This window comes from Ruminococcus sp. CAG:330, assembly GCF_000437175.1.
Taxonomy (GTDB): domain Bacteria; phylum Bacillota; class Clostridia; order Oscillospirales; family Ruminococcaceae; genus Ruminococcus_C.
In genome coordinates, this window is the sequence record NZ_FR898057.1 from 14,930 (window position 1) to 39,923 (window position 24,994).

The following is a 24,994-nucleotide window of genomic DNA, read 5'->3' on the forward strand; positions in this document are numbered from 1 at the left end:
GCGCAGGGAACGGCAGAAAATGGACTTTCGGCGATGCTGGAAGGGGAGGCGTTTGCGCTCCACTCTGGCGCATCGTCTGCCGCCGCACGAATTTCCGCCATGAGAGGCATGTGCGCTGATGGGATGCTGCTGGTTGTGGAAAACTGCGACATTGAGAACGATCCGCTGTTCCGCCAGATGCTCCGGCTGCCGGCAGACCTTCTGCTGCTCACACCGCAGGACTACGGGGAGTATGGATTTCCGGTATTTGAAGTTTAAGAATCTGTTTGCGAACGAAGCTTTTGGAGAGGAGAATTCGCGATGAATGACAATCGTCTGCCGATTCCGGCTGGAACGGAGATCACGGATTATCATGCGGGAAAAGCAGTCACGTTTTCGGTGGCTGATGTCATCGGATGCGGAGGAAGCTGCATTGCTTATAATGCGTTTTATACCGATGCATACGGGATTCGCCACGATGGTGTCCTGAAGCAGCTCCATCCCCTTGGCACGGAGTCGCCCTGCAGGTGGGACGAGGTGCAGGTGTCGGAGGAAATGCTGAAGCGGTTTCTGGATGCAGCGGCATTACAAAAAAATGTGGGACAGCATGCCGAAACGGTCAATGCCACCTCCATGCTGCGCACCGTCTTTTCCTATCGGGATTCCCTCTATTTTCAGTTTTCGGAGAAGCTCTCCGGCACATCTCTCGATCACATTCATTTCGACACCCTCCACGGCTTCCTCTCGGTTTTGTCGCAGGCAGCGGAAATCGTCTGCGCCTATCACGCACAGGGCTGGCTGTATCTGGATCTCAAGCCGTCTAACCTCTTTTGCCGTTCGGAGGGCAATGGCAAGTATGCCGTGTCCATGTTTGACTTCGACAGTATGATTCCGCTGGAACAGGTTACCGATCCGGCGCAGGTGCTCTCCTGTTCCAAAGAGTATGCAGCGCCGGAACTGGTGCGCGGCAACCGCAGCCAGATCGGCATCTCCTCCGACTTCTTTTCCTTTGGCTGCATGCTCTTTGCGTGGGGGTTCGGACGGCTGCCGAAATCCACGGAGATCTCCGGCTTCTGCCGGTATCGCTTCGAGGAGAGCCGGTTAAACGATTGCCGGAATCCGGAGCTTCTGGCTGCTTTACAGGATTTTTTCAAGCACACCCTCACGGTCAATGTGCGCAGCCGGTTTTCCTCCGATGCGGAATTTCGGCAGGCGCTGGACAATCTCTGTGCCCTCTCTAAGGAAAAGACACGGAGCATCATCTCCAATTTTACCACGCCGGCAACGTTCTTTACCGGACGTGCCGCAGAGACCGAGGCGATTCGCAGCAAGCTTTCGGAGTGTGGGCGTGTGATCTTGCAGGGCGTCGGCGGTATCGGAAAGAGTTCCCTTGCGCTGCACTATGCCGATGCTGCCAGAAAGGCGTACCAGACCATTGTGTATCTGGAATACCACGGTTCCTTTGCGGATATGGCGGAGGACATCGCCATAGACGGCGTTTCCCAGAATCTGTCTGCCAAAGAGAAACTAAAGATTTTGCGGGAGCTTTGCAGCGAAAAAACGCTGGTGATTCTGGACAATCTGGACGGCATGGAGCACGCAGAGCTGGAAGCGGACTGGCTCTCTCTGCCGTGCCATCTGATCATGACCGCCAGAGGCAGTGCGGAAAAATACCGTGACATTACACTTTCGCTCTCCGGTTTGCGGGAGGCGCAGACGCTGTTCTATCACTATTACACGCTGCCCTGTACAGCGGACGAAAAGAACATCGTGGACGAGCTGCTCTATACCATTAACAGCCATACCATGATGACCGAGCTTCTCGGCAAGTTCTGCTGCCATTACGGAGCAACACATGAGCACTCTAATCTGGCGGAGGTGTGTGATGCCTTTCGGCAGATGCGCACGGCGCATGTGGGGACGGAACGTGTCAGACAGGTAAAGGACTGGATGCCGGAAAATCATTCCCTCCAGATGCACATGGACATTCTGTTCTCCGTTTTTTCGTTCCAGCCGGAAGAAAAGTATTTGCTGAAATTCCTTGCCCTGACGGCATTGAAATCGGTGTCCCGTGCGTTTCTGGAAACGTGGTGCAAGGCAGATTGTACCTCTGCGCTGGAAAAAATGAAAGCGCTGGGCGTGATTCAGTCCGGCGGTGAGGAGAGCTATCGTTTGCACCCGCTGATTGCGGACAGAGTGCTCTTCAATTACCCGCCGCAGGCAGGGGAATTTTCCTTTCCTACGGAAAAACTGACAGGGGCACTGCTGAATGCCGACAGCCACAACCGGCGGACACTTCTCGCTATGGCAACCCACTATGCTGCCCATCTCCAGGGAACGAACCGGAGTCTTGTTCTGCTGTATCAGACGATTGCGGCTCGTCTGCCGAGAAAACAGGTGCAGCCGTGGATGGAAAAGGCGGAGGAGATGTTCTCCGCAGTGATGGGAGCAGATGCAGTTCCGTACTTTTTGCAGCTGAAAGCAATTGCAGTGCGGTTCTCCGGGCTGATGTGGTTTGACGACGAAGAGGCAACGGAAAAGGAACAGCTGATGGATCAGTTCGCTGCGATTTGCGAGGCTGCACTTCGGAAGCTGCCGGAATACGGGCTGACCTTGAACTGCGAACTGATCGCCGAAGTGTGCGAAACGCTTTTCCACGAGGACATGACATGTGCCCACTCGGAAAAATCCGTCATGTTCCCGCAGTATCAGGTGAAGTTTCTGGAAAAGGCATTCTCACAATGCCACGAGGATACCGAGAAAAAGCGCATTGCCGAAAAGCTGTACCGCTGTTATAACGAGTGCTTCAGTCCGGTGGAAGATGCCGTCAAGGCGGAGCAATACCGAAACATCGGCGAGATTGGCATTCGAATCGGTGGGAAACGTGTAGACAGCGATCCGCAGGAGCAGGATGCCAACCTGATCTCTGCCATGCGGATAGAGCACCAGTATTGCGATGCGCTTGCCATTGCAAACAAGTGGTATCAAAAATACCAGAACGAATCCATCACCCTGAATGCCTACCTCCATTTCCAGATGGAACAGCTGTACGGGGAAACGCACTGGTGGACGAGACATCTGCGTCTGGTGCAGGATGACGGGAAAATTGAGGGCTACTCCAATTTGCTCTCGCTGGGGAAAACATATTATCATATGAAGAATTACCCGAAAGCAGCTGCCACCTTGCAGGAGGCTGTCCGGTTCTACGCAAAGGACAAAAGCGAAGAGCTGAACCGACAGACGGAAGATTACCTGCTCTCTCTGGGCTATCTGGCTGCCAGCCAGCTAATGGGACATACGGCGGAAGAATCGGAGCAGACGTTTTTCACCCAGGCGGAAAAGTACTACGGATGCAGTCTGATGCAATCATCCGATGAGCTGGCGGAATTTTGCCGTTCCATGTGTCAGAGATATTTGCGGAAAATATCGATCTCACAGGCCGTGTCTTTTCTGGGGCAGTATCTCAAGTGGACGAATCAGACCGCCGGAGAGAAAGCAGCACGGTTCCTGAAGCTGTATGCCAGATTTCGGGATGTGGATTTCGTAGAGGCACAGGAATATGAGAAATTCGCAGATGCGCTGGAACAGTGCGAAACGGCGCAGGATTTCTTCTGGATCAGATTCTATCAGGCGAGATACTGGCAGAGAACCGAGCGGGCAGATGCAGCGATGCGGTGGTATCTTGCCATGCTGTCTGCACTGGAAACGCAGAGGGACATTCCGCCGGAAACCAAGGCGTGCTATCGCCAACTGGTGTATCAGCAGGTAGAGAACTGCGACTTTGCCTATTTCCTGGAACATTTCCGTTCGAAGATCGACTATGAACTGCTCAGCCAGATGGAACAGCCGGGCGGTGATGCATCGTGCACCTTTGATGAGATGGTGAGAGAACGGCTCAGCGTCGCACGGAACTACCAGAGAATCCATTCGCCTCGTGGAGAACAGATTCTTCAGCAAGTGCGTTCTGATGTGGCGCAGTTCAGCGGAGATGCTGCGGTGCACGAAAATGCGCTGCTTCAGTTGGAACGTTATTTCTCGAAGGATGTGGACACGGCACTGGAGTACGCCAGGAAGCGGTACGAGGTGTGCCAGAAGCTGCACGATCCGGTGAAGCATATAGAGATCTGCACCGATATTGCGCACGATTATTACCGGAAATCGGACAGAGCAGCGCAGCTTCGGTGGCTTCAAAAGGCGCAGGAACCGCCTACGCTTCCCAGCGAAAAAGAAGAGCGCCAGTACGCCGAACAGATGGTGATGGTGCATCAGAGTCTGCTCGCCTTTTACGAGGAGGACGGAGATCTGGAAATGCAGATACAGGAAAACCGCTGTCTGGAGAAACTCTGTACCTCGCTGCAGGGGAAGCGGTACGAACGGGAACTTGCCAAGGTCTACGGCAACCTGAGCCGTCTGTTCCTCGAATGCCACAATCCCACGCAGGCGTATTTCTATAAGGCGCTGGAGGAGGAAACGGTACAGCGGAGTTTTGTGTGATGGGAGCTTTTCCATCAACTGCTCTGCGGAGATTCCGGCGGATGTGGACAGGGGCTGGTTCATGTTCTTTGTGACCCTGCCACCAGGCAAATCGACAAGGCATATACCCGTATGGATTACAGCAGGGTGTGCAATCACGTGTTCTATTGTGAACTGGATGATCTGGATCTGGATGTTCTGGAACGGCGTGGCGTTTCTTACAAGGCGTATTTTCCGGAGGCGGATGATCTGGCAAAATTCATTCTGACGGCGCACGCACAGGGAATGGACATCCTCTGTCAGTGCGAGTACGGGCAGAGCCGCAGTGCCGGATGTGCAGCTGCGATTCTGGAATATTTTTATCATACGGGAATTTCGGTTTTTGCCGATTACAAACGCTATCCCAATCAGGTGGTATATCATAAGGTGCTGGATGCACTGGAACGAAATGAGAACGGAGGAACATAAAATGCTGCACTATATTCTGGTGAAATGGAATCCCGATGTGGAAAAGCAGTCCGCTGCACAGGCGGTTCGTGCCCTGTACGCCAAGGCAGCGGAAATTGCCGGCGTGCGCCGTCGGAACTGACGCAGGAGAAAATTCACGAGATCTACCAGTCCAATGCCCAGGATCTCATGCTGGATATGCAGGGAGAGGCCATATGAACGCACAAATTCAAGCTGTATTTCGCAGGCGCAAGCTCACCTACACGCTGCTCATTGCGGCAGTGGTTGGCATCTACTTTTTTGCCTCCGCCATTACAAAATTTCATTTGACCGAGGGTGTTTTGTCGTTTCCCAAGGCGTTTGTCTGGATCGGGGAGAATCTGATTCCGGATGAGCTGGCGATTCGCCGCTTTCCGAAGATTCTGGACAAGCTGCTGGAAACCGTGCTGCTCTCTGTGGCGGTCACTGTCATTGCTGCTGCCGCAGCGTGCAGCACAGACTCACGCCAAGCGGAGCAGGAACGGAAAAATCAAGGTCGGGGCAGTCAACCGGAGTGCAGTCGTCCTGAAGATTCTGGTGAGCGTGCTGCTGTTTCTGACCGTCTATGCATTCTGGTCGTTTGACTGCAAGGAAATCCAGCTGGGCGAGGCAATCGCAGCGACGCTGCACAACATGAAGACCGTCTTTCTGGAACCGAAGCTCTCTACCGACACCATCCAAAATGTACTGTACCAGCTTCTGGTCACCTTTTGTCTGGGAATTTTGTCCACGATTTTCGGCGCTGTGCTGGCGGGAATCGAAGTTTCCGCATACGACTACAAGAACGGTTTTCGGGTGCATATGCTGGGACACAGCATTGCCAGACCAGAGGTGACGGAATGTCTGGTGCATCCCACATTGGAGGCACGCCACGCCAACTCCCTCCGGCAGATCGAGATCCTGAACCGGCACGGTTATGGCATTGATGTGGACAGGCTGCACCGTGCCGACGGCAAGTATATCTACAAGCAGCACATCATGGACGGTCTGGTGCAGCGTGGAAAAGCGCCGGAGATGTTCGGCACATTCTATCAGACAGTGCTCAAGCACGGCGGTATCTGTGATTTCGACATTCGCTATCCCTCACCGCTGGAAGCGCTCCGTGCCATCAAGGACGCCGGCGGTCTGGCTGTGCTGGCGCACAGCGGACAGCAGCAGAATTTCTGTATCATTCCGGAACTGGCAAAACAGGGTCTGGACGGACTGGAACTGAACCACCACGCCAATCACGCCAAAGATCATACCATCATCCGGCGGTATGCGGAGGAGTACGGGTTATTCCTGACTGGCGGAAGCGACTTCCACGGCAGATATGAGGGCGTTTCCGTGGATGTGGGGGACTATCTGGCAGAGCCAGGCGGTGTGCGTGCCATTTTGGAGGGTGTAAGCTAATGATTCGACAGGCAAATGGCACAGATGCGCCGGCGATTTATACGCTGATCTGTGCGCTGGAGGAAACCGTATTTCCGCAGGAGCCGTTTTCGGCGGGACTGAATGCTCTGTTGAAAGAACCATCCCATGTGCTGCTTGTGGCGGAGGTGGATGGAAAAGTGGTCGGGCTGCTCCATCTGCGCATGGAGTTTCAGCTGCACCACTGCGGAACGGTCGCCGAGATCATGGAGCTGATCGTCAGTGATGAAGTTCGCTCCAAGGAAATCGGAGCGGAGCTGCTGGGAGAGGCCAGAGCGCTGGCACTGCGGAACGAGTGCGTGCAGTTCGAGGTGACCAGCAATCAGAAGCGAAAAAATGCCCACCGCTTTTATCAGCGTGAGGGCTTGGAACAGACACATGTGAAGCTGACGGAATCGCTTTCGTCAGTAGGGAAATTCTGCGAAGCCGTTGCATCTCTCAGGAAAATATGCTATAATCATGCAGAAAGACGAGTGCAAGGAACAGCAGAGAGGTGCAGTCATTGTGGATATATTGGACGATGAGATCAATCGATATCTTGAAACGCAGGCGGATCAGTATGTGTCGCTGCCTGCTTTTCTGAAACAGCATCATTTGACACTTTCCGAAGCACGAAAGCGTGTGCGTGCATTTTGGGAGAATTACTGCAAGCTGCTTTCACGCTATCACATTCGGTATCAGCCCCTTGCAGAAACCTGTGAGGATCTGCTGGCGCAGATCTATCAGCATCCGGAGAATCCGGAATTGCAGCATTTGTATTTCTGCGTGGTAACAGACAACGGCTTGCTGCAAAGCGGCAGAGAGACGTTTGACGAAAAGCAGAACGTCCGCAAGGGAATTCAACAGGAGGCGTGTGTGCAGGAACTGACGGAGTTCCTCCGGCAGCAGCAGGCGTGTGCGGAAAAGCTGCACGATCTCCGAGCCTACCTGAAAAAGCCGGTGCAGCCGAAACTGCTGGATTGCAGCGAGGAGGCGGACTGGCTGTACCGCCTGACCATTCAGCACACATTTTTATACGGCAGTGTGGGAAATTCGGTGTACCGGAAGAATCTGTACGCACTGCTCGCCTGTCTGAACGGCAATGTGCAGCTGAAAGCCGTGAAACCGTATCTGCTCTTTGCCGTGCTCGCACGGAAAACTGGCATGATGCAGACACGGGCGTATTTCATGCCGAATTTCAAGGCGGTGTTACAATATCAGGAGTATAATATCCTCCACGACAACGGCAAGAATTTCAACCAATATCAGTCCAATCTGGAATTATACTACCACCTCCGGCAGAGTTATCTGGACGGGGAGGGGGTAGACATGGCGCTCTGTGACTATTGCTTTGCTGCGCTCTCACCGCTGAGCGAGTGGTATTACTTGAACTGCCGGCCGGATTGGGAGATTCCCATGACGCTGGAACGAAAGATACAGTTTTTGATGCCGGATACATTCCCCATGCTGCTCAGCTATGAGGCATACAACGAATTGGGGGAAGAGGAGCTGGAACAGTACAACCAGCAGGAACTGCTGCTGTGGGAGCGGATGCTGGATGCTGCATCGCTGTTTTTGCCGAAGTGACAAAACCGTTTCGAGATGGAATAAAACCTCGAAACGGTTTTTGATGTCAGCGATAGTCGCATTTCTAGTTATACAGGAGCGATTCTTGAATTTCAAGTGACTATGAGAGAGCCTGCTTGTGCAATTGCCGCAAGCAGGCTCTTTTTGGCGATATCGGGAAAAAAGAGTTACTCGATCAATCCGCTCTCTTTCAGCAGAATTTCAAGATCCGTTCCCTTGACTTTTCGCAGAACGATACGGAGCAGCTTCTTTTCTATGAAGGACAGCTTCTCATCGGTGATGGGCTTCTTGTCGATGGCGTAGTAGCAGGCACGCAGCAGCTCCCGCACATCGTACTTGCTGCCCCAAACCTCCGGCACGCCACGGTCGATGTCCAGCAGGGTGTAGACGGATTCCATGCCAGTCCGCATGGAGTATTCTGTGGTAAAGATGGTGTCACGGGGTGTTTCGGCGAACTGTCCGATAAAGGCAAAGTTGACAGCGCCCTCAGGAACGACACGGGGACGGTCCGACTCTTTTCTCGGCTGGAAAAAGGCGTTGATATACGGCATGAAGCAGGTGGTCGTGTTGCACGCCTCCCTGGCGAGAGAGGCGATCTTTTCCTCCGGTACACCGATGTGGTAGAGCCATTCCTGGCAAACTTCTTCGCCGGTGCAGTCCCGCATGGCCTTTTTCACATAATTTCCGGGGCGGTTGGTGTTCAGGGAGTACAGCCATACCAACACCATGTTCTTGTCCTGCGATTTGAACTGGGGCTGGCGGTTGATGGTCCATGAGAGATACCAGTTCTCTGTGCTGTCCTTGACCGTAACGATACCGCCGGTTGTGACCTTGCCGGTGCGGGGGTCACGCTTGCAGATGTTGATGATGTGCTGGATAATCTCTTCGTTGGCAGTGGCAACGGTGGCGCTCATCCAGTTGGTGGCGTCGATGTCGCTGCAAAATACCTCCGGCTTGCCGTATTCGCCGTGCTTTGCCTGCGATGCAATCGCTTTCCAGAGATCCCACGATTCCCCGCTGCCGTTTTTCAGGTGCGACAGATCGGGCGCATGGGTCTGGTCGCCGTAGCAGGAGGTGTCGGTGCAGCAGCCGTTGGTGATAAACACCAGATCGTCCTCGATCAAGTCGATGGTCTGTTCTCTGCCGTCCTTGCGGTATATGATCTGCTTGGCAATTTTCTTGCTGCCAACGGTTTCGATGATGACATTTCTCACATCCATGCCGTATTCGATGCGGACGCCGTGAGCTTCCAGATATTTTACCAGCGGCAGAATCATGCTCTCGTACTGGTTGTACTTGGTGAAACGCAGGGCACTGAAGTCCGGCAGACCGTCGATGTGGTGCACATAGCGGCACAGATACCGTTTCATTTCCAGTGCGCTGGACCAGCGCTGGAAAGCAAACATGGTCTGCCAGTATAGCCAGAAATTTGTCTGCCAGAAGGAATCGGGGAGCACATCGGAAATCTTCTTGTCCTCCAGATCCTTCTCCGGTGTCAGAAACAGCTTGGACAGCGCCAGCGCAGAATCCCGATCCAGTTCGAATTTTTTATCGGTGTGTGCGTCCTTGCCCCGATCGATGGAGGCACGGCATAGGGAATAGTTGGGGTCGTGCTTGTTGAGCCAGTAGTATTCGTCAAGAACGGACACATTGGGCGTTTCAAGGGATGGGACATCCCGGAACGTATCCCACATGACTTCAAAGTGGTTGTCCATCTCTCTGCCGCCACGCATAAAGAAGCCCTTGGTGACATCCTTGCGGCCGTCGCAGCTTCCGCCGGCAAGCTCCAGCTTTTCCAGCAGATGGATATGCTCGCCTTTCATCTGACCGTCACGAACCAGATAGAACGCTGCCGTCAGACCGGCAAGTCCTGTGCCAATGATATACGCCGATTTCTTGTCCACACCTTTCGGCTTTTCGGGGTGTGCAAACGATTCATAAGTTCCTGCGGAATAATACATAACGATGCCTCCTTGTGTAAGAACCCGTCTTCACAAGCGTATACAAGTGTCTTTTCGGCAAATTTTGCTGCATACTGCGCAAAAAATACTTGCCGGGCGACAGCCCGCCTGTGTATTTTTGCCTTGTCTGCAACAAAATTATGCTCGAAAATCCACATATATTTCTTGTGAAGACAGGTTCTAAAATCTAAGAGCCGGCTGACTCTGGGTGTTTGTTGCTGATAATTCTATTATATCCGAATTTTCAGGATTCACAATAGGCAAAAAAAGCTCCGTGATAAGATTTTTATCACGGAGCGGGAAAGTGTCAAAAATTTTATCAAATGCGCCGGATTGATAAACCGGAGCTGCGCTCTAGAGCCGGAACCGCCGGAGAGCTGCGGTGACCGAACCGCGGAGCAGCTTGACCAGACGTGCAACGATTTCCTGCGGTGCTTCCCGCATATCGTCTTTGATCCAGTCCAGCATCACGCCAATGAAAATGTAGGCGTAGATCTTGGCGATGAACTGTTTGTCCTCCTCCCGAATCACCATGCTGGCGGACTCCTCCTGGATGACATCCAGCATCAGCTGATCTACCAGCGGCTGGAGGTACTTTTCCACTTGTTCCCGATGCACACAGCGGTAGACGTTCAGGATAAAGGGTTTGTTTTCCTGTACTGCCTCAAAGATTTGCAGAAGCCCCTGCTGCCATGTGTCATAGGTCTTTTTCTCATCGAGGGCACGCTTGGCATCCTCCAGACACGCCCATTCCACCAGATCGTAAATGTCCTTGAAATGATAGTAGAAGGTCATGCGGTTGATGCCGCAGTCCTCTGTGATGTCGCTAATGGTGATCTTGGTCAGCGGTTTTTTCAGCAGCAGATTTTTCAGCGATTGTTCTAAAGCTCGTTTGGTCACTTGGGACATGGCGTTCTCTCCCTCCAAAAATCACTGCATCAGGCTCTTATGCAGTGTCTTTTGTTATTGTAGCACAGCCGCACCGCTAAATTGTAAACGAAAATAAAATTTTTGCATTTTTGTTCACAGATCACTCGCCGGAACGCTCCGCCGCCAAGGGCATCAGCTTCCAGAGAATCCCCACGATTCCAGCGGCAGCAAGTGTCAGGAACACCACGAGCGCCGGAAGCGGCAGGCGATTGACAATGGTTTCCTGAAGCTGATGGAGGAATGGAATGTACGGCAGCACGCCTCTTCGCACGATGGCGAGCACCAGGATCAGATTGCTGAGACTGTGGCACACCATGGCATACCGCAGCCGTCCCGTCTGGTGATAGACAAACGCCATGATCACTCCCATGGGAAGCGTTCCCAGGAACTGCGGAAGATTCCGGTGCCAGATTCCGAAGATCACTGCGCTGAAAATGGCAGCAGCCCAGACCGGGACAAACTTTTTGGACATGCCGAAGATAAGTCCACGGAATGCGGGTTCCTCCACCAGCGGTGCGGCAATTGCCAGGATGACCACACCGCCGACGGTGGTGTTGGAAACGGAAAACTGGTGAATGATCCCGGACGCTGCATTTTTCTCCACCGCATTCAGAATGCCCAGCGCCATGCCGTATATCAACGACATGAGTGCTACAATCACAAGGCACATGCCATATCTTGCTGCCCCTTTGGCAATGGAACGTCTGGAAAACAGCTGCTTCCGATTCCGCAACAGGGAGGGAAGATAGACGGCGAACAGGATGCCGAGCAGTTCTGCTGCAACAATGCCAAGGATGACATAGCCGCTTGTCAGCTGGAAGAGTACGGCGTAAAAAATGGGGATTGCGGCAATGAGCGCAGCCAGACACCAGTACTTTTTCGTGTTGCTTCCGGAGAACGGGTACTGCCGTGGCAGAAGCGCCAGACAGCCGTATGCCAGCAGCACCGGCGGAAATGTGGGCAGATAGCGCGTCAGCGTGATGTTGTTGAGCATCTCAATTCGCCCTTTGCCGAAGAGGTCGATGAAGGGCTGCGCGTTGTCATAAAAGAAAGCGTTTCCTGAGTTCCAAAGGCGGATCTGAAACAGCAGCCAGAGAATTGCGGCGATTGCCACACAGAGTGCGCCGGTAATTCGCTGGGAAAGTGAGAGGGTAGAAGTCTTGTCCATGGTATTTCTCCTTTGAAGTAAGATTGGTTTGCTTCTATTTTACCACATATCACCAGAAAAAGAAATCCTCCACTTCAAAAAAACTGTACAAAACCAGCGGGAGAAACGTAACGTTTCTTTGAACAGACAGCCGTCTGTCTTGGAAAAATGCTACAATAGAGGAGAAAACCGTGACGCTCGCCGTCAATCTTTTTGGACGGCTACAGGAATGGCGGGGTCGATGAGGTCGGTGATCTCCACCTGTAGCACCTTCGCCAGCGCCACAAGCTCGATGTCGGTCACGAAGCGCTCGCCGTTTTCGATGCGGCGAATGAAGTGGTGATCCACATCATATCCGGCGATCTGCATGTTTTTCGCCAGCTGCCGCTGGGAGATGCCTCTTTCGTGGCGGAGCCGGATGAGATTGGCACCACAGATGTTGTTGGTGCCGAGTGTAGTTTTGAGTTTGAACATAATATCACCTCGAAGGGAGTCGTGCGGAATGAAACGAGTATGGGAAGATTCGGCGGGAAACTGCCGCTGTGAAAGCTGCGGGCGCATTGTGCCGAGGGAACAGCTTTGCTGGGACGGGGAGCTGGGGTATTGTCAGGACTGCTACACCGAGATTGAGGAATACCGCCGAAATGCTGGCACATGCGATGCAAGCCATCCGGATGCACCGCAGGAATGCCATCGTACATGATACTTATTATAGGATATAATACCGCTTCTATTGGTATGCAGTGTTTACCAGCCAAAAAAGATTTTCAGCAAAAACACATTTCGCCCACAGGATTCCTCTGAATTCTGCGGGCGATCTTTCGTTTCTAAAATGTTTTCAAGATTTATAGAAAATATTGACATATAAGAGCCGAATGTGGTATGATAAAGTCAAATCATAAGGATTTCACATGAGAGGAGAAACAGATGATGGAAATTGCAGCACACATTCGGGAGACGGACGGCAGAGAGCAGTCGGTGGCAGAACATGCGAAAGGCGTAGCGACGCTGGCGGAGCGGTATGGCGCAGTCGTTTCGCTGAGCAATTTCGGGAAACTGCTGGGGCTGTTTCACGATGCCGGAAAGCTGAACGCTGACTTCAATCGCTATATTCACGGCGTGGGAAATTTCCGGCGTGGCGAGATCGATCACTGCTACGCCGGTGCCAAGTATCTCTGCACATTTTCCGATGAGAATTTCCCCAAGAGAAAGAACCCGTCACGGCTGGCAGCGAGAGTGATTTTATCGCACCACGGTCTGCACGACTGGCTGACGGAGGAGGGCGAGGATTATTTCACCAGGCGCACCGGAAAAACGGAGCGATATGGGGAGATTTCCGAAAATCTTCCCGACATGCTGGCGGAGCTGGGCAATACCACAGAATCGCTGAAAGATCTGATGCAGTGTGTCATTGCGGAGTACACGGCGGTTGTGGAGAAGATCAAGGCGATCCTGCCGCCCAAAGGGCAGGACGGAAAGCCGGACAGCCACGCCTTTGAAACCAAGTGCTTTTACTTTGGGATGCTGGAGCGGTTGCTGGAGTCTGTGCTCATGGATGCCGACCGAGTGGATACGGCGGACTTCATGCACAATTGCCAGACCGAACAGCATTTTGACACAGAACCGCTCTGGGAACAGATGGCGCAGAATCTGGAGAAGAAGCTGGCGCAGTTTGCCGATCGGACGGATCCGGTTTCGAAACAACGGCAGGACATTTCGGAGCGCTGTTTCCGGTTTGCTGACCGTGCAGCGGAACCGGTTGGCGCATGCCGGCTTATCGTGCCCACTGGCGGCGGAAAAACGCTGTCCTCCCTGCGGTTTGCGATTCACGAGTGCCGGAAATTCAAGATGGAGAAGATCGTTTATGTTGCGCCGTTTATGTCGATTCTGGAGCAGAACAGTAAGGACATTCGGGAAATTGCCGGCGCCGAGAACTTTTTGGAACACCACTCCAATGTGCTCGCACAGAAAAAGTCGGCGGAGGAACTTCAGGCGTACGAACTGCGCACGGAGAAGTGGGATGTTCCGGTGCTGGCAACCACCATGGTGCAGTTTTTGCAGGCGCTATTCGATGGGAAAAACACCTCGGTGCGCCGGATGCACCGCCTTTGCCGGTCGGTGATCATTTTGGACGAGGTGCAGTCCATTCCCATGAAATGCACGCATTTGCTGAATCTGGCGGTGAATTTCCTGACGAAAATCTGCGGCTGTACCGTGGTGCTCTGCTCTGCAACACAGCCTCTTCTGGAAAACTCGGAATATCCGATGCTGCTGGACGAGAACAGCAGCATGACCGGGGCATATCAAAAGGATTTCGAGGTGCTCCGGCGAACCGAGCTGATTCCGGTTTCCGGAACATTTTCTTACGATGCAGCAGCGGAATTCTGCTGGGAGAAGTTCTTGGAGCATCAGAGCCTGCTGGTCGTGGTCAACACCAAGGCATCGGCGCAGGAGCTGTTTCAGCGATTGCAGATGGAACAGGAGCAGTCGGGGCAGCCCATGCAGCTGATCCATTTGAGTACCCATATGTGTCCGGCGCACCGCAACAAGGTCATCGAGCAGATGCGCAAGGCGCTGAAACAGCATCGGCCGATTCTTTGTGTGACCACGCAGCTGATCGAAGCCGGCGTAGATGTCTCCTTTGGCTGCGTGGTGCGCTCCATGGCGGGGCTTTCCAATGCAGCACAGGCAGCCGGTCGCTGCAACCGAAACGGGGAACTGAAGCAGCTGGCACCGGTGTACCTGCTGGAACTGTCTGAGGAGAAGCTGGGCAGTCTGGCGGAGATCTCTCTGGCACAGAGCGTCACCAGAACGATTCTGGACAGCGGGAATTTTGCAGATCTGCTCTCAGTGGAGGCGATGTTCGCCTATTTCAGAAAGCTGCACCACGATTTTGAGAAAGATCACAAACTCTCGTATCCGGTGGGAAAGCACGGGGAGGTCACTCTGCTGGAACTTCTCTCCACCGACCGATCCCGTGTGCGGAAGCCGTACCCCTGTTCCAAGTATGCCCTGCAGGCGTTTGCCACAGCCGGCGCAGCGTTTCAGGTCATTGATGACACGGCGGAAACCGTGATCGTGCCGTATGATGACAGTGCGGAAGAAATGATCTTGCGGCTGAATGGGGATATCTCGTTTGCAGAGATGCATCAGCTTTTGCGGCAGGTGCAGCAGTACACCATTTCCGTCTATGCCGGAGAACGGAAAAAGCTGGAGGAGTCCGGCGGACTGTATCCGCTGCGCTGCGGTGCACTGGCGCTGGAAAAACGGTTCTATGATACAGCGGCGCTTGGGTTGCAGATCGAGGGCGGTACGCACGAGTTTCTCGGACTCTGAGATTTGTCGAATCTTGTCGAAAAAATTATTCGTGAAAATAGCTATATTTTGTCATTTTTACTTGACTTTTTTGTCGAATTATGATATAATGCAGAAGAAAGTGAAAGGAGGTGTTGTCCATGGTTCAGAAAATGGTTCATCGAAATACCATTGAGTTTCATGTGTGGGGAGATTATGCCTTATTTTCCGACGTGCTCACCAGAGCATCCGGAGAGAAGTGTTCCTATGACATCCCGACCTATGAAGCACTGAAAGGAATCACACACAGCATTTACTATAAGCCAACCATTGTATGGAAAATCGATGCGGTTCGCATTATGAACCGCATTCAGACGGAACGAAAGGGAATCCGTCCCCTCAAATATGGAGAGGGCGGAAATGATCTGGCGTACTACACGTATCTTCGCCAGGTCAGCTATCAGGTGCGGGCGCACTTTGAATGGAATGAGAATCATCCCGAATTGGCGTGCGACCGCAACGAGAACAAGCACCATAACATTGCAAAGCGTATGGTGGAGCGTGGCGGAAGACGGGACATCTTTCTGGGAACCAGAGAATGTCAGGGCTACGTAGAACCGTGTGTCTTTGGCAGCGGAGAGGGCTACTATGACAACAGCGGGGAGATTCCGTACAGCTTTATGTATCACGGAATCACCTATGCAGACGAGGCAGTGCTTCCGGAGGACAAGGATCAGATGACGGTGCGGTTCTGGAAGCCGGTGATGCAGGACGGCGTGATCCAGTTTCTTCCGCCGGAGGAGTGCACGTTTAAACGTCACATCAAACCCATGGCAATCAAGAAGTTCGGCAGAGATGAGGGCAACTTCATCGGGCTGGACGAGTTCGCAGGAGGTGAGGCAGATGAGCTGGGCGAATGAACTGTATCAGATCTTTGAAAATTTCCATGACCGGACAGATTTTTCAAAGCGAATGCTGCCCATTTCACATTCCACCGCAAAAGCGCAGATCGAAATCACGATTCGGGAAGACGGAACATTTTCCAGTGCAAAGCTGGTTGAAAAAGAAGATTCCGAAACTGTGATTCCTGTGACAGAAGATTCCGGCGCAAGAGCCAATGGTATTTATCCCATGCCATACGCAGAGAAGCTTCCTTATATCGCCGGGGATTACGGTGCATATACCGGAAAATCCAACCAGGACAAATACAAGGCCTATGTCGAACAGCTGGCGTCCTGGGATGCCAGCGAGTATACCCATCCGTCGGTGCATGCGCTTCTGCTGTATGTTCAGAAGGGCTGCATCATACACGATTTGGTGAACAGCGGTCTGCTGAAACAGAATGAGGATCGCACAAAGCTTTCCGATGAAAAGATCAATGGCATTGCACCGGAGGACGTGTTTTTACGCTTTCGAGTGGACTATAAAAATCTGGAGCGTGAGAACTGTACGTGGCGGGACGAGACGCTGCAAAAGTGCTTTATCGCATACCAGCGCAGTCTGCTGCACAATCGGCAGATGTGTTATGCAACAGGCGAGGAGTGCCTTGTCACCTATAAACACCCTGCCAAAATTCGAGATTCCAAAGATATGGCCAAGCTGATCTCCGCCAACGATAAGCGGGGGTTTAGCTACCTCGGACGGTTTTCCACCAAGAACGAAGCATTCTCCATTGGCTATGAGTATTCCCAGAAGATTCACAATGCTTTGAAATGGCTGGTGCGGCTCAACAATGGCTTTTCCTGCGGTGATCTGACAGTTGTTGTTTGGGCGAGTGCGATGCAGCCAATGCCCAAGGTGGACGCTGCATTTTCTCAGCTAGAGGATGCATGGGAGGATGAGGACGACGATGACGACTGCGAAGCAATGAAGCCGCTTCCCACCACAGAGCCGATTTATGCCGACTTGGTGCAGAAGATGGTGTTCCATTATCAGAAGCAGCTGGACATTCACGCCAAGGTCATGGTGATGGGCTTGGATGCGGCAACTGTCGGACGGCTCTCCATTTCCATGTATTCGGAGCTGGAGGGTTCGCAGTTTCTGAAGAATCTGGAAAACTGGCATCGTTCTGTGGCATGGAAACAGCATGATAGCGTGAAGGAATACGATGTGATCGATTCGTTCCCGCTGTATGTTATTCTTTCCTATGCTTTTGGCGGTGAAAATGATAATGATAACAAAAAATGGTTGAATGGTCAGATGGTACGATTGCTGCCGTGTGTGACGGAGGGGAGAGCAGTGCCGCAGGAGCTGGTGCGCCGTTTGGTGCTGCGTGCATCCAATCCGTATTCGTATTGCAACTCGAAAAAATATGAGCATCAAAGAGCGCTGGCAATTGCCTGTGCAATGATTCGAAAGAAGAACTTAGAACGAGGGAAAGGAATGACGTCGATGGAACTGGATAGAAATTGTGACGACCGGAGCTATTTGTTCGGACGGCTTCTGGCAGTGGCGGACAAGCTGGAACGTGACACTTATGATAAGGGCACAGAACGTGAGACCAATGCCATGCGGTTTTGGAATGCGTTTTCTGTTCGTCCCTGCCGGACTTGGAAAACACTGCGGGAACGGCTGATTCCCTATTTCAACAAGCTGAGTGTGAATAGTTCGAGAGATTATCAAGAAGAAATTCAGAAGATTTGTGAAAAGATGACACCGGAGGTATTCTCCAGCGGTGCACCGCTGGGACCGCTGTATCTGTTGGGGTACGATCACGAGATGTTTTATCTTAACCATAATCATCAAAATGCAGAAACGAAAAAGGAGGAAGAATAATCATGTGTTTGGAACATAAAATTGACTTTGCAGTATTGGTAACCGTCACAAACGCCAATCCCAACGGCGACCCGCTGAATGGCAACCGTCCCAGAGAAAACTACGATGGGTATGGCGAGATTTCAGATGTCTGCATCAAGCGAAAGATCCGGAATCGCCTGCAGGATATGGGCGAGAAGATTTTTGTGCAGTCGGATGACCGCAAGCAGGATGAGTACAAGAGTTTGCGTGATCGTGCAGATCATCATGAAGTTTTGAAACCACTAAACAAGGGAAAGAAAACAGATCGCAAGGCATATAGTGAGGCAGCTTGCAAAGAGTGGATTGATGTCCGCAGTTTTGGACAGACATTTGCTTTTAGCGGTGGTATGTCAATCGGAATTCGTGGTCCTGTCACAGTACAGCAAGCGTTTAGCGTTTCGCCGGTGGATATCGTTAGCATGAAAATCGTAAAGAGCGTAAACGGAGACGGCACCGAACTAAGTAAATCTCCGGACACCATGGGCACGAAGCATATGGTGGAATTCGGGCTCTATGTCATTAAGGGCAGCATCAACTGTCAGCTGGCAGAAAAGACCGGCTTTACGGAAGAGGATGCGGAGAAGATCAAGGAGGCGCTGCGGACATTGTTTGAAAATGACTGCTCCTCGGCTCGTCCTGACGGCTCCATGGAAGTTTGCCAGCTCTACTGGTGGAAGCATGACTGCAAGATGCCCAAGTACTCCTCGGCAAAGGTACACCGTTCGCTGCACGTGGAACTGAAAGAAGGCGTGGAAAAGCCGGTTTCTTTTGCCGATTACAAGGTGACACTGGATTCGCTGGACGGTCTGGAGCCTAAGATCATTGACAACATGGCATGAGCTACGCAGAAGAGGAGTACCTGCAACTTTCCGGCATCCAGCACTTTCTGTTTTGCCGGCGGCAGTGGGCGCTGATTCATATGGAACAGCAGTGGAGCGAGAATTACCGCACCATAGACGGTGATATTCTGCACCGCAATGTCCACGACAGTGACAAGCGGGAAAAGCGTGGGAATCTGCTCATTGTGCGGGCGATGAAAATCTCCTCGGCACGTCTGGGACTGAGCGGCGAGTGCGATGCCGTAGAGCTGCGCCGAAGCGCCAAGGGTGTTTCCATATTTGGACAGGAGGGGACGTTTTCTGTCACACCCATTGAGTACAAACGTGGCGCACCCAAAGAGGATTTGTGCGATCTGGCACAACTCACGGCGCAGGCCATGTGTCTGGAGGAGATGCTCTGCTGTGAAATACCGGCGGGCTATCTGTACTACGGCGAAACCAGACATCGGCTTCGGGTGGAACTGACGGAAGAACTGCGGCAAACTGTGGAATCCGCAGCAGCCGAGATGCATGCGCTCTATGCACGGCGACATACCCCAAGGGGAAAACGTACCAAGGCGTGCAATGCGTGTTCCATGAAGGATCTCTGTCTGCCGGTGATCTGCGGAAAGAAAACTGCGACTGGATATTTGCAGGACATGCTTGGGACAATGGAGTGATGCAAATTGAAAAAGCTGTTGAATACGCTTTATGTCATCAACCCGAACTCCTATCTTTCGCTGGACGGCGAAAATGTTGTTGTTCAGCAGGAAGAGGGGCAAAAGCGTGTGCCGCTGCACATCTTAGAGCGAATCATCACATTTGGATACACAGGTGCCAGTCCGGCGCTCATGGGCAAGTGTGCGGAGGACGGGCGGGAACTGGTCTTTCTGACCAGTTCCGGACGGTTTCTGGCGAGAGTGCAGGGAACTGTCAACGGAAACGTGCTCCTGCGCCGGCAACAGTACCGGACGGCGGATGATGCCGATGCCAGCTTGAAGATTGCACGGAATATGATCGCTGCAAAACTGTTTAATAGTCGGTGGGTTTTGGAGCGTATGATTCGGGATCATGGACCGAGAATTGATGCGGAACGATTCCGGCAGAAGTCGCTGCTCTTGAAAGAGGCAGTTTCTCTTGCGGCGGAAGCAGACAGTATGGACACGCTGCGGGGCATTGAGGGCGAGGCTGCGACGGTTTATTTTTCGGTACTGGATGAGATGATTTTGCGGGAGAAGGATACGTTTTTCTTTCACGGCAGAAATCGGCGTCCGGCGCTGGATTGCGTCAATGCGATGCTGAACTTTGCCTATACGCTGATGACGAGCATGTGTACCTCTGCGCTGGAATCCGTGGGACTGGATCCTTATGTGGGAATGATGCACACGGACCGTCCGGGGCGGCCATCGCTGGCGCTGGACCTGGTGGAGGAATTCCGTGCGCTGTGCTGCGACCGGTTTGTTCTGACGCTAATCAATCGTGGTATGGTTCAGAAGAAGGACTTCGAACAGCAGGAGGATGGTGCAGTGCTGATGACCGATGACGGACGGCGCACTTTTTTGCAGGCATGGCAGAAGCGAAAGGATGACGTGATTCGCCATCCGTTTTTGGAGGAAAAGGTGGAATGGGGATTGCTGCCCTATGTGCAGGCGCTTCTTTTGGCGAGGTATTTGCGTGGCGATCTGGACACCTATCCGCCGTTTTTATGGAAGTGATTGCATGCTGGTGGTTGTGACCTATGATGTCAATACGACGAGTAAAGAGGGGCAGAAACGATTGCGCCGAGTGGCAAAGATTTGTGTGAACGTCGGGACAAGAGTGCAGAATTCTGTGTTTGAGTGCCACGTGAATGCAGCGGAATGCCGCCTGCTCAAACAGCGGCTGACGGATGCCATCGATACCGAGAAGGATAGCCTCCGGTTCTACTATCTGGGGAATCAGTATCAGACGAAAGTGGAACATATCGGCGCAAAGGAAACCATCGATGTGGAGGAACCGCTTTTGTTCTAAGAAAACGCTCCGGTGCGAACCCTAAGCGCACAAAAAAAGTAGGAGGGATTCGCACCCGCTTTTTCGTGAAAAAATCAGAAAAAAAGTATTTTTTCTGGCATGGAGAAGTATATCTGTGTTCTTTTTTGTCAAAATTGCATTTGCTCTGCTGAGTTTTAAGCGGAAAGCTGTGCAATTTTGCTGTCTCCCTCCACACGGAGGGAGTGGATTGAAATGGGAATTTGGCTTTAAAGTCCCTGTTGTAATTGAGTCTCCCTCCACACGGAGGGAGTGGATTGAAATTGGACAGCTGGACATCGACCGGAAAAGCCCATGAGTCTCCCTCCACACGGAGGGAGTGGATTGAAATGGCTCTCTCCCGCCCGCCGTCTCGCCCTCCCCGCGTCTCCCTCCACACGGAGGGAGTGGATTGAAATGCTTCTATGGATGATGGCAATTGTTGTTTTCTGATGTCTCCCTCCACACGGAGGGAGTGGATTGAAATCAATACAGCAGTGTAAGATACTTGTCGTCGTTCCTGTCTCCCTCCACACGGAGGGAGTGGATTGAAATATATTATCCATCTGAAGAGCTAGGTCAACAGCAGTCTCCCTCCACACGGAGGGAGTGGATTGAAATGGTTGGATACGTCAAACAGGATAGATGGCGGGAGTCTCCCTCCACACGGAGGGAGTGGATTGAAATATTATAGCACACTTGCGCCAATGTGTCAAATGGGTCTCCCTCCACACGGAGGGAGTGGATTGAAATCCTTTGCCATCAAAGAGAAGCCCGGCGTGCCTCTGTCTCCCTCCACACGGAGGGAGTGGATTGAAATGAAAACAAACTGACAGAAAAATTTGCAGCATAAGTCTCCCTCCACACGGAGGGAGTGGATTGAAATGGGCGGTCAAGACCATGGCGCAGACTGCTGTTGGCGTCTCCCTCCACACGGAGGGAGTGGATTGAAATCGGAAAGCAGAACTTATGAAGTCAGAATTGATGGAGTCTCCCTCCACACGGAGGGAGTGGATTGAAATGGTGAGAGCGGCACGCTTTGCGTGTCGCTCTTGCGTCTCCCTCCACACGGAGGGAGTGGATTGAAATTGTCCCTCGCGCTCTGGAGGTTATAACTATGTTGTCTCCCTCCACACGGAGGGAGTGGATTGAAATGGCCTTCGCTGGCTCCGGGCTCCGCTCCCGCCGCGTCTCCCTCCACACGGAGGGAGTGGATTGAAATCGGAAGCGGTTTGGACGGAAATGTGCGGCATGCTGAGTCTCCCTCCACACGGAGGGAGTGGATTGAAATCGAGACTTTAGCAACCCCGCTAACGTGCAGTTACTGTCTCCCTCCACACGGAGGGAGTGGATTGAAATCGCTCCTCTGCGGAGCGGGTCGGCAAAAGTGGCGAGTCTCCCTCCACACGGAGGGAGTGGATTGAAATGACGTAACCATCCGAAAAATACGACTCGTCCACCGTCTCCCTCCACACGGAGGGAGTGGATTGAAATATCGGACTGCCGCTTATATGTAGCGTGCTGGCTGTCTCCCTCCACACGGAGGGAGTGGATTGAAATTGGAAGCGGTTTGGTAGACGCACCGACCTCTGTACACATCAGGTCTCCCTCCACACGGAGGGAGTGGATTGAAATCGACATTAGGTTATTGAAAATGTCGAGGACTGCTCGTCTCCCTCCACACGGAGGGAGTGGATTGAAATACCATGACCGACCTGACCACCAAGGTATCTCTTACCGTCTCCCTCCACACGGAGGGAGTGGATTGAAATCGATGTCCTCCGGCTGTCGTTTCAGTTCCTCGTAGTCTCCCTCCACACGGAGGGAGTGGATTGAAATCATGTGAATCTGGACAACACCATCACCCATGTGGAGTCTCCCTCCACACGGAGGGAGTGGATTGAAATGCTGACGGTGAATGTCACATCTTTTGCCAGTGTGGTCTCCCTCCACACGGAGGGAGTGGATTGAAATTGGAAATTGGCACTTTGGGTGACAAGTCGGGAAACGTCTCCCTCCACACGGAGGGAGTGGATTGAAATGATTGGATGCCGCTCTTGCCGGACGCATCCGGGTCTCCCTCCACACGGAGGGAGTGGATTGAAATCATGACCAGTGTATTATCCAATAAGTGCTTTTGGTCTCCCTCCACACGGAGGGAGTGGATTGAAATGCGCTGCTCTCGCTCTGATTTGAGTTGAGTGGCGGTCTCCCTCCACACGGAGGGAGTGGATTGAAATGCGCAAATTTCCAGGCATTTTTGACGCCATCGACGGTCTCCCTCCACACGGAGGGAGTGGATTGAAATGAGATCATATCGCTCTTCATGCACCATGTATGCAGTCTCCCTCCACACGGAGGGAGTGGATTGAAATATCAACAACAAGCGGCATTTTAACTCCGATTCTGTCTCCCTCCACACGGAGGGAGTGGATTGAAATCATTCCCAGTTGCAGCTCCCAAGTACACAGATACGGTCTCCCTCCACACGGAGGGAGTGGATTGAAATAGCGCATGGTCTCTGACAGCCGGAGCCATGCGTTGTCTCCCTCCACACGGAGGGAGTGGATTGAAATTGATCGCAGGCGAAAAGTACACGCTGATCGAAAGTCTCCCTCCACATGGAGGGAGTGGATTGAAATTTCATGGTGGCAATCGTTGCCACCAAATCAGAAGGTCTCCCTCCACATGGAGGGAGTGGATTGAAATGCAAACTGTCCTGCATGGCTTTCAGATTGATTCCGTCTCCCTCCACATGGAGGGAGTGGATTGAAATTGCATAGGTTGCAAAACTTAAAGCATCGATGGCGTCTCCCTCCACATGGAGGGAGTGGATTGAAATATGAGACAAGCTTCAATACGTATTTAAGTTATGATGTCTCCCTCCACATGGAGGGAGTGGATTGAAATGCCGTTTTCTACAGAATAGTTGTAAAAATACAGACGTCTCCCTCCACATGGAGGGAGTGGATTGAAATTACCCTTGTTATAACCAAGCCATGTAGACCAATATCGTCTCCCTCCACATGGAGGGAGTGGATTGAAATTGCGCCGTGTGTCAATGGGTTTTGTACCATTGAGTCTCCCTCCACACGGAGGGAGTGGATTGAAATACTACTCTTACACTCTTACGCTTTTTTAGGGTGTCTCCCTCCACACGGAGGGAGTGGATTGAAATATGTTGACCTTGGTGACTGTGCCGTCCGGATTGGTCTCCCTCCACACGGAGGGAGTGGATTGAAATGGAAAAGCGCCCAGTGTAAGAAGTGTTTTGATAGAACCATATAAAAGCAACGGAATTTGGGGTACTTACAATGCCAACAACGGCGTAATCTCAATTTATGGCGCAGGTGGCAAAGATGGGAAAAATACAATTTCAAAAGTTGCTGCCGAAATGAAAAAAGCGGGGAAATGGTCAAGCTCCTCCCCATATCACGCTTTCCGCCACGAGCTTGGTCATGCATTGCAAAAGCATTTGAAAGATACTGTTCCGGATTATGATGAAAGACTTAAAAAAGTCCGTGACATCCGAAACGATTTTTTTGAAAGCTTGACAGGGCTAGACGAAGATGCTATAATGGAATTGAAAAAGGAAGCACTGTCCATTTACGGTCTTGTAGATGATGAATCGCTCGGCGAATTTATCGCAGAATGCGTGGCAGAATATTGCAGCAAAAAGCCGAGAAAAATGTCCCGTGATGTTGTGGCGGCTTTACTGCACAAAGGAGGAAATGAAAATGCTGATTGATTATCCAATGGAATGGCGTAAATATATGAGAAAAGGGAAAACACGAACCTTTTCCAAAAGCACACCACTGGAAATTGTGAAAAAGGCGAAAGAAATCAACAAGGAAACAATCCGCCTTGCTGAAAAGCCTTTTTTCTTTTTTGAAGAGAATCGATAGTGTTTATTCCCGCAATCTTATACAGAAAAAGCATCTCATCCGAAGGTCTCCCTCCACACGGAGGGAGTGGATTGAAACTGCCCTCTGGCGTGGGGTGTCGCCCTCTGGGGTTTCGTCATTCCTCAAACAGTTCCTCTTTGCCATCGCTTTTCACGCAAGAAAGCGGTGGCAAAACCATATCCCGTCCATTTCATCCGCCACACTTCAAACCACCTTTCCCTA

At 52.1% G+C, this 24,994-nt stretch carries 21 protein-coding genes and 1 CRISPR repeat array; of the genes, 17 read left to right on the forward strand and 4 right to left on the reverse strand.

What is annotated here, in order from left to right:
- From QZL66_RS06725 to QZL66_RS06760, 7 genes are all read left to right on the forward strand, one after another.
- The coding region (locus tag QZL66_RS06725; RefSeq protein WP_293601918.1) for a hypothetical protein at window positions 1-258 on the forward strand (258 nt) is incomplete at its 5' end.
- Between the two features lie 42 nt (window positions 259-300).
- A complete protein-coding gene (locus tag QZL66_RS06730; RefSeq protein WP_022410968.1) occupies window positions 301-4,473 on the forward strand; it encodes a protein kinase domain-containing protein in 4,173 nt (1,390 codons plus the stop codon).
- 138 nt (window positions 4,474-4,611) lie between these two features.
- Entirely contained in the window at window positions 4,612-4,920 is a 309-nt protein-coding gene (locus QZL66_RS06740) for a hypothetical protein (RefSeq protein WP_293601919.1), read from the forward strand.
- 194 nt (window positions 4,921-5,114) lie between these two features.
- A complete protein-coding gene (locus QZL66_RS06745; protein ID WP_022410971.1) occupies window positions 5,115-5,522 on the forward strand; it encodes a hypothetical protein in 408 nt (135 codons plus the stop codon).
- A complete protein-coding gene (locus tag QZL66_RS06750) occupies window positions 5,482-6,330 on the forward strand; it encodes a hypothetical protein (protein ID WP_293601920.1) in 849 nt (282 codons plus the stop codon). The genes QZL66_RS06745 and QZL66_RS06750 overlap by 41 nt, the downstream gene beginning before the upstream one ends.
- Entirely contained in the window at window positions 6,330-6,872 is a 543-nt protein-coding gene (locus QZL66_RS06755) for a GNAT family N-acetyltransferase (protein WP_022410973.1), read from the forward strand. The genes QZL66_RS06750 and QZL66_RS06755 overlap by 1 nt, the downstream gene beginning before the upstream one ends.
- On the forward strand, window positions 6,808-7,914 hold the full coding sequence (locus QZL66_RS06760) for a hypothetical protein (protein WP_293601921.1): 1,107 nt from the start codon (window positions 6,808-6,810) through the stop codon (window positions 7,912-7,914). The genes QZL66_RS06755 and QZL66_RS06760 overlap by 65 nt, the downstream gene beginning before the upstream one ends.
- Before the next feature lie 167 nt (window positions 7,915-8,081).
- Here the strand turns inward: QZL66_RS06760 and QZL66_RS06765 are convergent, their stop codons facing one another.
- From QZL66_RS06765 to QZL66_RS06780, 4 genes are all read right to left on the reverse strand, one after another.
- Window positions 8,082-9,875 carry an oleate hydratase gene (locus QZL66_RS06765; RefSeq protein ID WP_022410975.1) on the reverse strand — a complete coding sequence of 598 codons (1,794 nt, stop codon included), beginning with the start codon at window positions 9,873-9,875 and terminating at the stop codon, window positions 8,082-8,084.
- A gap of 354 nt (window positions 9,876-10,229) precedes the next feature.
- On the reverse strand, window positions 10,230-10,784 hold the full coding sequence (locus QZL66_RS06770; RefSeq protein ID WP_022410976.1) for a TetR-like C-terminal domain-containing protein: 555 nt from the start codon (window positions 10,782-10,784) through the stop codon (window positions 10,230-10,232).
- Between the two features lie 121 nt (window positions 10,785-10,905).
- Complete coding sequence (locus tag QZL66_RS06775) at window positions 10,906-11,973, reverse strand: CPBP family intramembrane glutamic endopeptidase (RefSeq protein ID WP_022410977.1); 1,068 nt, start codon at window positions 11,971-11,973, stop codon at window positions 10,906-10,908.
- A 183-nt stretch (window positions 11,974-12,156) separates the two neighbouring features.
- The gene (locus QZL66_RS06780) at window positions 12,157-12,426 is read right to left on the reverse strand and encodes a helix-turn-helix domain-containing protein (RefSeq protein WP_022410978.1); all 270 of its coding nucleotides are present in this window, start codon (window positions 12,424-12,426) and stop codon (window positions 12,157-12,159) included.
- A 28-nt stretch (window positions 12,427-12,454) separates the two neighbouring features.
- Between QZL66_RS06780 and QZL66_RS06785 the strand changes: the two genes are divergently transcribed.
- The 10 genes from QZL66_RS06785 to QZL66_RS06830 all read left to right on the forward strand — a co-directional run bounded on the left by QZL66_RS06785 (window position 12,455) and on the right by QZL66_RS06830 (window position 24,772).
- Entirely contained in the window at window positions 12,455-12,655 is a 201-nt protein-coding gene (locus tag QZL66_RS06785) for a hypothetical protein (protein ID WP_022410979.1), read from the forward strand.
- A gap of 224 nt (window positions 12,656-12,879) precedes the next feature.
- Window positions 12,880-15,288 (forward strand): CRISPR-associated helicase Cas3', encoded by a 2,409-nt coding sequence (gene cas3, locus QZL66_RS06790; protein ID WP_293601922.1) that lies wholly within the window; start codon window positions 12,880-12,882, stop codon window positions 15,286-15,288.
- A gap of 131 nt (window positions 15,289-15,419) precedes the next feature.
- On the forward strand, window positions 15,420-16,166 hold the full coding sequence (gene cas5c / locus QZL66_RS06795) for a type I-C CRISPR-associated protein Cas5c (protein WP_293601930.1): 747 nt from the start codon (window positions 15,420-15,422) through the stop codon (window positions 16,164-16,166).
- Window positions 16,150-18,021: a type I-C CRISPR-associated protein Cas8c/Csd1 gene (gene cas8c, locus QZL66_RS06800; RefSeq protein WP_022410982.1), complete on the forward strand. Its 1,872-nt coding sequence runs from the start codon at window positions 16,150-16,152 to the stop codon at window positions 18,019-18,021. The genes cas5c and cas8c overlap by 17 nt, the downstream gene beginning before the upstream one ends.
- Window positions 18,021-18,881: a type I-C CRISPR-associated protein Cas7/Csd2 gene (cas7c, locus tag QZL66_RS06805; protein WP_293601931.1), complete on the forward strand. Its 861-nt coding sequence runs from the start codon at window positions 18,021-18,023 to the stop codon at window positions 18,879-18,881. Before cas8c ends, cas7c begins: the two co-directional genes overlap by 1 nt.
- Window positions 18,878-19,540 (forward strand): CRISPR-associated protein Cas4, encoded by a 663-nt coding sequence (cas4, locus tag QZL66_RS06810; protein ID WP_022410984.1) that lies wholly within the window; start codon window positions 18,878-18,880, stop codon window positions 19,538-19,540. Before cas7c ends, cas4 begins: the two co-directional genes overlap by 4 nt.
- 6 nt (window positions 19,541-19,546) lie before the next feature.
- Window positions 19,547-20,575 carry a type I-C CRISPR-associated endonuclease Cas1c gene (gene cas1c, locus QZL66_RS06815; protein ID WP_022410985.1) on the forward strand — a complete coding sequence of 343 codons (1,029 nt, stop codon included), beginning with the start codon at window positions 19,547-19,549 and terminating at the stop codon, window positions 20,573-20,575.
- Window positions 20,576-20,579: 4 nt separating this feature from the next.
- On the forward strand, window positions 20,580-20,870 hold the full coding sequence (gene cas2, locus QZL66_RS06820) for a CRISPR-associated endonuclease Cas2 (RefSeq protein WP_022410986.1): 291 nt from the start codon (window positions 20,580-20,582) through the stop codon (window positions 20,868-20,870).
- 182 nt (window positions 20,871-21,052) lie between these two features.
- Window positions 21,053-24,111: a CRISPR direct-repeat array (repeat unit 33 nt; unit sequence GTCTCCCTCCACACGGAGGGAGTGGATTGAAAT).
- A gap of 27 nt (window positions 24,112-24,138) precedes the next feature.
- Window positions 24,139-24,615, forward strand: a complete 477-nt coding sequence (locus QZL66_RS06825; protein ID WP_293601923.1) for a hypothetical protein — start codon at window positions 24,139-24,141, stop codon at window positions 24,613-24,615.
- Window positions 24,605-24,772 carry a hypothetical protein gene (locus tag QZL66_RS06830; protein ID WP_022410990.1) on the forward strand — a complete coding sequence of 56 codons (168 nt, stop codon included), beginning with the start codon at window positions 24,605-24,607 and terminating at the stop codon, window positions 24,770-24,772. The genes QZL66_RS06825 and QZL66_RS06830 overlap by 11 nt, the downstream gene beginning before the upstream one ends.
- Window positions 24,773-24,994 lie beyond the last annotated feature (222 nt).